A 9,167-nucleotide genomic window follows, 5' to 3' on the forward strand; every position below is an offset into this window, starting at 1 on the left:
CAGTGGCGCTGCGCTCATGCTGCCCGCTCCGGCGCGTCAGCCCCCCTCTTTCGTCTCGCGCAGCCTCGCGAGCAGTTGCACGAGCGCCTGCGCGTCCTCAACCTGAGTACGCCATGACGAAACGCTGATCCGCAGCGCGGGCCGTCCCAGCCACATCGTGCCGCCGAACCACGTCTCACCGGAGGCCTGCACGGCGTGGCGCAGCGCTAGCGTCTGCTCATCCGTAGCACAGCGAAACAAGACCTGGTTGAGCACCACGGGGTTGAGCACCTCGAAGCCAAGGCGCGCGAGTTCCCGCCCTATCCACTGCGCGCAAGCGTGGTGCCGCTCGACCAGCTCCGCCACGCCGGCACGCCCCAGCGTGCGCAGCGCCGCCCAGACAGGAATTCCACGGGCACGGCGCGAAAACTCCAGCGTCAGGTTCTTCTGCGCGTCCGCGCTCGCGGACATATAGGCGGCGTCGCTGTTCATCGCCTCCGCCAGCGCTTGTGCATTGCGGCAAATGACCATCGCGCAGTCGTACGGCGTGTTCAGCCACTTGTGCGCATCGGTCGTCCAGCTATCGGCCTCTTCGATGCCCGCCGTCAACGCAACCAGCGACGATGCACGCGCCCACAGCCCGAAGGCGCCATCGACATGGACCCAGGCGCCCGCCTGCCTCGCGCGCGGGATGATCTGCGCAAAGGGATCGAATGCTCCAGTATTCACTTCTCCCGCCTGCAGGCAGAGGATCGTGCGCTCATCGAGCGGCGGCAGCCGTGCAGGATCCACGCAGCCATGGGCGTCGACCGGAGCGTAGACGAGTCGGTCCAATCCGAAGCCCAGTATGCGCAGCGCCTTTTTCACCGTGATGTGAACCAGTTCGGAGACCACGACCTTGATTTCGGGCGCGCCAATCAACCCCTGGCGGTCGAAATCCCAGCCCTGGCGCGCCAGCAGCGCGCGCCGCGCGGACGCAAGCGCGCCGAGCGTGCAGGCCGTCGCACTCGTGCCGAACCCCACTGCGCTCTCGCGCGGCAGATCGAGGGCGTCGAGCACCCAGCGTCCCGCGACGCGCTCCAGCGTGGCTGACACCGGGGAATTGTCGAACGTCGATGCACACTGGTCCCACGCGAGCATGAGCCGTTCCGCTGCGGCCGCGGCAGGCAGCGCAGCGCCGATCACGAAGCCGAAATAGCGTGGTCCGTTGGACGCCGTGGTGGCTGGCGATCCAATGCCATCGAGCAGCGCGAGCGTTTGCTCAGCCGGCAAGCCGTGCGCGGGCAGCCGCTCGTCGAACGCGCCGAGCGCAGCAATCGCCTCGTCAGACGGGAAGACCCGCCGGGTGGCGTTCCCTTCTATGTAGCGCAGGCCGCGCGCATCGGCATCGGCCAGCAAGGTCAATTCATCCATTCACGCCTCCCGTTTCAGTTTTCCATTCGGACGTCACGCGCGCGCCCGCATTCGGCATGCTCCGCAGGGTGACGGCCCAGAACACCAGCGCCAACGAACTGGTCGTTGCACCCAGCACACACACCCCGTGCCAGCCAGCCCTGGCGTAGATGAGCGTCGTGCCAATCGCGCCGAGCCCGCTGCCCACCGCGTAGAAAAGCATATAGAGGCTCACCAGCCGGCTATGCATGTGCGCGCCACGGCGAAAAATCAGGCTTTGATTGGTCACGTGCAGGGCCTGGCCACCCAGATCGAGCAGCACGATACCGGGCAGCAACGCCCACAGCGAATGCTCGAGCAATGACAGCGGCCACCAGGCCAGCAACAACGCCGCCAGCGCGGCTGCACTGGTGCGCTGGCTCCAGCCCCGGTCGGCCCATCGCCCGGCGCGCGCCGCGGCGAGCGCACCCACCGCACCGGCCAGTCCGAAGGCGCCAATCGCGGTGTGCGAAAAATGATAAGGCGGCGCGCTCAACGGCAGCACCAGCGCGCTCCAGAAGATGTTGAAGGTCGCGAACATCAGTAGCGCGAGCATGCCACGGATTTGCAGCACGCGGTCCGCGCGTAACAGCGCCAGCATCGTGACAATCAGGGTCGGGTAGCTGAGGGCACTGGGCGCGGTAGCCAGGCGGGGCAGCCGCCGCCATAACGGCACGGCAAACGCCAGCATGATGGCAGCGGAGCAGGCGTAGACGCCGCGCCACCCGGACAGGTCGCTGACGACGCCCGCGAACACGCGCGCCAGCAAGAGGCCGATGAACACGCCGCTGCCCGCCGCACCGACCACGCGCCCCCGCTCGTGCGGCGCGGCGGCAGCTGCGGCACAGGCGATCAGCCCCTGTGTCATTGCCGTGCCCAACAGGCCAACGCCCAGCATGCCAGCGAGCAATACCGGCACGGACCGCGCGAGGCTCACCACGGCCAGCGCGCCAACCAGCGCCAGCAGTTGCGCGATCATCAGGCGGCGCCGCTCCATCCTGTCGCCCAAAGGCACGAGCAGCAACAAGGCCAATGCGCAACCGGCCTGCGTAGCCGTGACAACGCCTCCGACGGCGGCACGGCCGATGCCAAAATCATGTGCCAGCGCATCGAGCAGCGGTTGCGCGTAATACACGTTGGCGACGCTCATGCCGCTGGCAGCCGCGAACAACAAGACGAGGCCGCGCGGCATGTCCGCTCGTGAGATCACCTCGCCAGGGTCGTCAGACAAAGCAAGCTCAATGGGTTCCGTATCCATGGCATCCAATCTGGTTGCAAAATGAAACTGATTGAATCATAGGCAGACTAGTTTTAAAATGCAACTACGCGAGACACCGCTTTTCGTTCAAGGAACTCGCCAAAAGGAATTGCCATGGCACGCCACAAATCGACCAACAAGGAGACCTGCCCCGTCGCGCGCTCGGTAGACGTGATTGGCGACCGGTGGTCGCTCTTGATCCTGCGCGATGTCTTCGACGGGATTTATCGCTTCGGCGACATCCAGCGCAATCTGGGCGTAGCGCGCAACATTCTGTCCGGACGCCTGGCCAGTCTCGTCGAAGAGGGCATCCTCGAAACACGCCCGGCATCGGATGGCACGGCCTATCAGGAGTACGTATTGACGGCCAAAGGGGAAACGCTGTTTCCGGTGATCGTCGCGCTTCAGCAGTGGGGCGAACGCCACCTGTTCGCGCGCGGCGAGCAGCACTCGTCGCTGATCGACAAGGCAACGGGCAAACCCCTGCTTTTCATGTCTCCCCGGACCCGTGAAGGTCACGAACTCGCGCCTCGCGATACCGAGGTCAAGAAGCCGGCTTGAAGAAGCCGCTCTTCACGGGCAAGCGTTGATACCTGCGAATCCCCCATCGTAAGCGCGCTGAAATCATAGGGCGGCGCGATATATATCATCAAACATAACGATTTTTCTGATCGTTGCGAGGTCTCTAGACTTGGCCCATCCCTTCACTCGATTCGGCCATGTCTACCCAAACCCCCGCCATTGCGCTCATACCCGATCGCCCCAGGCCCTGGGCCGGCCTCGTCCTCACCACCGGTATTGCCATCGCGGCATTGCTGGCCGGCCGCGATGTCCCGTTGATCGGCGGCCCGGTGTTCGGCATTGTCTTCGGGATACTCGCGCGCCATCTGTTTGCGCCGGGCGCAGCCTTTGAACCCGGCATCCGCTTTGCCGCGAAGCACGTTCTGCAATGGTCGATCATTGCGCTTGGCGCGGGGCTCAGCCTGGCTCAGGTTGCCCACACCGGGCTCGACTCGCTGGCCGTCACGACTGTCACGGTCACGACCGCGGCACTCGCCGCGTGGATCGTCGGCCGCCTGCTCGGCGTGGGCGATCGCCTCACCTTGCTGATTGGCATTGGCACCGCGATCTGCGGCGGCTCAGCCATCGCGGCGGTCTCCCCGATCGTCGAGCCCGAAGCGCACGAGACAGCGTTTGCCATTTCCACCATCTTTCTGTTCAACGTTGTCGCCGTGCTCCTGTTTCCCGTGCTTGGCCACTGGCTCCATCTCTCCAATGCCGGTTTCGGCATGTGGGCTGGCACGGCGATCAACGACACCTCTTCAGTGGTGGCGGCCGGATACAGCTACAGCAAGGAGGCTGGCGACTTCGCCACGATTGTCAAGCTCACGCGGGCCACGCTGATCATGCCCATCTGCCTCGTGCTCGCGCTCGTCGCCGCAGGCCGCGCAAAGCGCAAGGGAACCGGAAATTTCCGGCTCGCACGCATATTCCCGTGGTTCATCCTGTGGTTCCTGGTCGCGTCGGGCTTGCGGACGGCCGGCGTGATTCCCGAGGCCGCGCAGCCCGCCATTCACGATGCGGCCGAATTCATGATCATTCTCGCGTTGTCGGCGATTGGCCTTTCGTCGAATCTGCGTCAGATGGCAGCCACGGGCGCACGCCCGATTGTCCTTGGCCTGGGCGTTTGGGTCGCCGTTTCGGTGAGTAGCCTCGTCGTGCAATACGCAATGGGGCAAATCTGAGCATCATCGGTCGAGCCGTTGCAACCACGCGATGAACCGGCAACGCCTGAGTGACCTTTCCTATCCGTCGGATCTCAACCATGACTACCTCCTCCGCCAGCAGAACTTTCGCACTCCTTCGATTCAGGGCTTGGGCTGCGGCTGCATTGATCGGCATCGTAGCCGTCCCGGCCACCGCCGCGCCCGCCGATGCCCCGAACTTCTGGACAACGCCGACCATCGAGCATTACGGAAAAATGCATGACCTCCCGAACGGTGCATTCAGGCCGCAGCCGGGTCAGGTCTACAAGGTCGTCTTCGCATTGACCCAGGCGCCTGCGCAGCCCGACAAAGTCGATCCCGCGCTGGACCACGTGGCGCGCACCGTGAATCTCTATGTTGCGGCGGGCGTGCCGCTCGACAAGCTGAAGTTCGTTGCCGTCGCCTACGGCGCGGCCACCCCGCTCGCGCTCGACGACGCGCATTATCGCGCCGCCTTTGGCGTGCCCAATCCCAATCTGCCGTTGATCGACGCCTTGAAGAAGGCCGGCGTGACGATAGCGGTTTGCGGTCAGGCGGTGGCAGAACATCATTTCGCCTACGACTGGATCGATTCGCGCATCACACTCGCGCTCTCGGCGCTCACCACTATCACGACGCTGCAGCAGCAAGGCTATGCATTGATGCCGCTGTGAACCTGCATTGACCGAACACAGGAGTTCAGAGGATGTTGATCCCCAAGCGCATGAAGCGCTCCGCGCTCATCACGTGCACCCTTGGCGCCATGGTCTTCGGGCTCGCCCACGGGCAGAGCCTGCCCGCGCACGACGCATCGGGCGTGGCGAAAAACGAAGCCGTCTATCCACCATGGCAACACGGTGCCAACAACGATCGCACGGAACGCGGCCTCGACTTCACCGAACCGGATGCCGACAATCTGGCCGACTTTCACGGCGACCCGTTTCACGCCGCGCTATCTCTGTACGTGGGCGGCAACTACTTTTTCGCCATGGCGCCGCTCGTGAAGACGTTCGAGACGCGTTATCCGCAATACAAGGGGCGCGTCTACTGGGAGACGATTCCACCGGGTCTGCTGGCGAAGCAAATGGAGGCTGACGGCACGATCACCGTTGGCAACATGACGTGGACTGCGAAGCCCGACGTGTACCTGGCGGGACTCAAGGCCGTGGAAAAAGAGATTCAGGCGGGTCGGCTGACTGCGCCCGCGGTGCCCTATGTCACGAATACGCTGACGATCATGGTCGCGAAAGGCAATCCGGAACACATCGCCGGCCTCGCCGATCTGGCCAGGCCAGGCCTGCGGCTCGCCATGCCTAACCCGGCCTTCGAAGGCATTGCGCGGCAGATCAAAGCTGCGCTCGAACATGCGGGCGGAAGCGCGCTGGTCAACACTGTCTACAGTGCGAAGGTCGCGGACGGCTCGACCCTGCTCACCCATATCCATCACCGGCAAACGCCGCTATGGATCATGTCGGGCAAGGTTCAGGCCGGCATGACCTGGCAGTCCGAAGCGGTATTTCAGGAACAGGCGGGCCACCCGATCGAAGACGTGAGCATTCCCGGTCAGGACAACGTGACCGCGGTCTATGCGGGCGCGCTTGCAGCGCATGCGCCGCATCCCGAGGCCGCGAAGCAGTGGCTCGAATTCATCCGCTCGCCCGCCGCGCTCGCGATTTTCGAACAGTACGGATTCCATGCGTACCGCGCCACCCCAGGCTGATTTTCTTTGACGGCGGGCGCTACCCGGTACGCCCACCCGCATGGCAGATTTGCCGCGACTGCATCGGAGAAGCCCTTCGTGAACCTGCATCAACTCCGTTTCATACGCGAGGCGGTACGCCAGAATCTCAATCTGACTGCTGCCGCGAGGTCTCTGTACACGTCCCAACCGGGCATTTCAAAGGCCATCATCGAGCTCGAGGACGAACTCGGCATCGAGATCTTCTCTCGCCACGGCAAGCGGCTGCGCGCGGTCACCGCGCAAGGCAAGCTCGTCGTGGCAGCGGCCGAGCGAATCATGGGCGAGGTGGACGCGCTCAGGCGTGTGCGCCTCGACTACGCGATGCAGGATCAGGGCGAGTTGGTCATTGCGACGACTCATACGTTTGCACGCTACTGGCTCCCGCAGGCGATCGCCGACTGGCGCTCGCGGTTTCCGAAGATGGCGGTTGCGGTGATGCCGGTCACACCTGCGCAGGCGATCGACATGGCGCGCGATGGCAGTGCGGACCTCGCCGTGACGACGGCCGATTTGCCGGACGACGACGTGCTGATGAGCTTCCCGTGTGCCAGCTTGAACCCCATGGCCATTTTCGCGGCAAGCCATCCCCTGGCGAGGCGGCCGCGCGTCGAGTTCGCCGAGATTGCCGCGGAGAAACTCGTCGTCGAAGACGAAATGTTCGGCCAGGGAGCACTACTGAGCTCCGCGGGCCTGAAACTCGACGTCGCGGTGCGTGCCTGCGACGCCGAGACGGTGAAGGCCTGTGTCGGTCTCGGGCTGGGCGTCGGGATCGTCGCCGATCTCGCCTTCGATCCGCGGCGCGACCACGGCCTGCGCGCATTGCCCATTGCGGCAGCACAGGCACGGCAGGCGCGCATCGCGCTCAGACGCGACGCCGTGCCTCGCCGCAGTGTGCAAGCGCTGGCAGAGCTGCTCTCGTCCGGCGCGCCGAAGGACCCCGCCCGCCAGCCCGTTGCGACAGAGCCGATCGCGCAGATGACGAGGCCGGAGAACGTGACCCCGCTGCGTCGTCCATTGCCGTGTGCTCCGGTGCGCGAGCGCAAGCCCGCACAGGTCGGCTAGCGAAACCCGCACAGGCGCCCATCGCCTCCTGTCACATTCCAACCCCTGTTCGGAGACGTTTCCATGAATACGATAACCATGCAGCCGATTGAACACGAGCGCGCCGCGAGTGTCTGGGACCAGCGCGCATGGCGCATTGCCGCCATCTCGCTCGCCCCAGTGCGGATCATTCAGGGCTTCATTTATTGGGGCGGAGGCTCACGCCGCTTCATCTATGCGCCGAGCAAGCTCGATCCGCATGCCGGCCACTGGATGGCCAACAAGTTCCAGACGGCCATGCCGGGTGCGCTGCTTGGGATGGGACACGTCATCAGTTTCTTGCTCCATCACTTCTACGCGCTGTATGCAGGGGTGATCCTGTTTAGCGCGGCGGAGCTGATCGTCGGACTTCTGCTGATCCTTGGTCTCTTCACGCGCGCTGCCGCGCTCGCGTCGATGGGCTTTTCGGTTCTGCTGATGCTGATGTTCGGCTGGCAGGGCGCGACCTGCATCGACGAATGGACCATGGCGTCCTGCAATCTGGCGATGGGGGCGACACTGCTGCTGGCCGGCGGCGGCGCCTGGTCGCTCGACAATGTCCTGTTGCGCCGCAAACCACAACGCTCGACGAACCCCGGATTTCGCTGGGCTTCTGGCTGCGCAGCGTTGCCGCTGTCCGATACCGCCTTTCGCAGGCTCGCGCTGGCGGTACTGTCCTTTACGATCGTGTTCGTTGTTGGGACGTACAGCTATTTCCGCGGCTCTGTCTGGTCGCCGTTCCACAGCGGCCCGGTCAGCCCGACTGTGCATCACCTGACATTGACCGACGCAACGCTATTGCCGAACGCGGGCGTGCGCTTTCACATCGCGCTGGATGCCGGCACGCCCGAGGCCCCGGTTCATGTCGTGAAAGCCGCGCTGCTGGACGCACTCGGCAGCCCCGTCGCGCAATGGGACACAGCCACGCTCTCGATGATGCCGAAGACCGCGTTCGAGAACGACTACGCGTATAACCGGTTCGGTCCGGGGGCGTTCGGCTGGCGCGCGGCCATGGGAGCCGCGTCGACCATCACGTTGCCCGCGCCCACCTCCGCAGCGGCGCCGCTTGCCCGCGCGAAAACCTTGCAGGTGACCGATGTCGACGGGCGGAGCTTTTCGGCGCCACTGCAAAACGCGGCGGCGCCAGCCACGGCGAGCGGCCTGCATTGATCCGCAAACCCGTTGCTCGCTTCCCCGCGAAATGCAACCGGCCTTAGCAGGCTGTTGAAAAGCGCCTCGTTATGACGGCCGTGGCCCTGTTTAAAAGGGTTGCGTATGCGACTGGCTGCTGAGTTGCGGATAAATCGTCCCGGCTGCCCCGCTGGCGAGCGGGCCAGTCGGCGTGTTGCCGCGCGACGGCCACACCTGGCCGGCTCATCGCATTGCCCCTTGTGGCACCGCCGCCAGTATTCGGGCCATGCGAGTCAGGTTGCTCGCCAGCATCGTCAGCTTGAAGTGCTGGTCGACCCGTTTAATGCCGCGATACACGGTCTGTCGAATCCTGCCGACGGTCTTGCCCCAGCCGAAGTGCTCCTCGATGCGTTTGCGAATCACCTGGCTGATGCCGTAGCCGACGTGCCGCGACGTGCGGCCGTCGATCGCGCTGCCGCCTTGATGCGCGTCGTTGCGCGCGACATGTGGCGTCACCTTGCGCGCACGACAGTCCCGCACAAAGTCGCGCGTGTCGTAACCCTTGTCGGCGCCGAGCGTCTTGGCATGACGGCCCGGAACGCAATCGAGCAAGCGCAAGGCGCTGGCGCGTTCGCCAAAACCATCGGCATGGCTCACCATAGCACCCACCACCAAGCCCGATCGGTTCTCCATCAGGATGTGCCCCTGGTAACAGAGGATGGACGGCGTGCCTTTGCTCTTCCTGAACAGCCGCGCGTCCGGATCGGTACCCGACTCGTGAGTCTCATTGCTGCGCCGCTTG

General features: G+C 64.6%; 9 protein-coding genes. 6 read left to right on the forward strand and 3 right to left on the reverse strand.

The window, feature by feature from the left end; translation table 11 throughout:
• Positions 1–36: 36 nt before the first annotated feature.
• Together BO1_RS41780 and BO1_RS55025 are read right to left on the reverse strand one after the other, a co-directional pair.
• The gene (locus tag BO1_RS41780; RefSeq protein ID WP_028222647.1) at positions 37–1,392 is read right to left on the reverse strand and encodes a pyridoxal phosphate-dependent decarboxylase family protein; all 1,356 of its coding nucleotides are present in this window, start codon (positions 1,390–1,392) and stop codon (positions 37–39) included.
• On the reverse strand, positions 1,385–2,602 hold the full coding sequence (locus BO1_RS55025) for an MFS transporter (RefSeq protein WP_043288745.1): 1,218 nt from the start codon (positions 2,600–2,602) through the stop codon (positions 1,385–1,387). The genes BO1_RS41780 and BO1_RS55025 overlap by 8 nt, the downstream gene beginning before the upstream one ends.
• Positions 2,603–2,782: 180 nt before the next feature.
• Between BO1_RS55025 and BO1_RS41790 the strand changes: the two genes are divergently transcribed.
• From BO1_RS41790 to BO1_RS55035, 6 genes are all read left to right on the forward strand, one after another.
• Positions 2,783–3,229, forward strand: a complete 447-nt coding sequence (locus BO1_RS41790) for a winged helix-turn-helix transcriptional regulator (RefSeq protein ID WP_028222648.1) — start codon at positions 2,783–2,785, stop codon at positions 3,227–3,229.
• A 158-nt stretch (positions 3,230–3,387) separates the two neighbouring features.
• Positions 3,388–4,413 (forward strand): YeiH family protein, encoded by a 1,026-nt coding sequence (locus BO1_RS41795; RefSeq protein ID WP_043288746.1) that lies wholly within the window; start codon positions 3,388–3,390, stop codon positions 4,411–4,413.
• A gap of 80 nt (positions 4,414–4,493) precedes the next feature.
• Entirely contained in the window at positions 4,494–5,087 is a 594-nt protein-coding gene (locus tag BO1_RS41800) for a DsrE family protein (protein ID WP_043288748.1), read from the forward strand.
• 32 nt (positions 5,088–5,119) lie between these two features.
• Complete coding sequence (locus BO1_RS41805; protein ID WP_156992709.1) at positions 5,120–6,133, forward strand: substrate-binding domain-containing protein; 1,014 nt, start codon at positions 5,120–5,122, stop codon at positions 6,131–6,133.
• Between the two features lie 78 nt (positions 6,134–6,211).
• Positions 6,212–7,216, forward strand: coding sequence for a LysR substrate-binding domain-containing protein (locus BO1_RS55030; protein WP_052409807.1), 1,005 nt, complete (start codon positions 6,212–6,214; stop codon positions 7,214–7,216).
• A gap of 63 nt (positions 7,217–7,279) precedes the next feature.
• Positions 7,280–8,404, forward strand: coding sequence for a TQO small subunit DoxD (locus BO1_RS55035; protein ID WP_156992711.1), 1,125 nt, complete (start codon positions 7,280–7,282; stop codon positions 8,402–8,404).
• Positions 8,405–8,608: 204 nt separating this feature from the next.
• Here BO1_RS55035 and BO1_RS55040 read toward each other — a convergent pair.
• Positions 8,609–9,167: IS5 family transposase (locus tag BO1_RS55040; RefSeq protein ID WP_043288751.1), on the reverse strand; the 559-nt coding region annotated here is incomplete at its 5' end.

The organism is Paraburkholderia oxyphila NBRC 105797, from assembly GCF_000685075.1.
Lineage (GTDB): Bacteria > Pseudomonadota > Gammaproteobacteria > Burkholderiales > Burkholderiaceae > Paraburkholderia > Paraburkholderia oxyphila.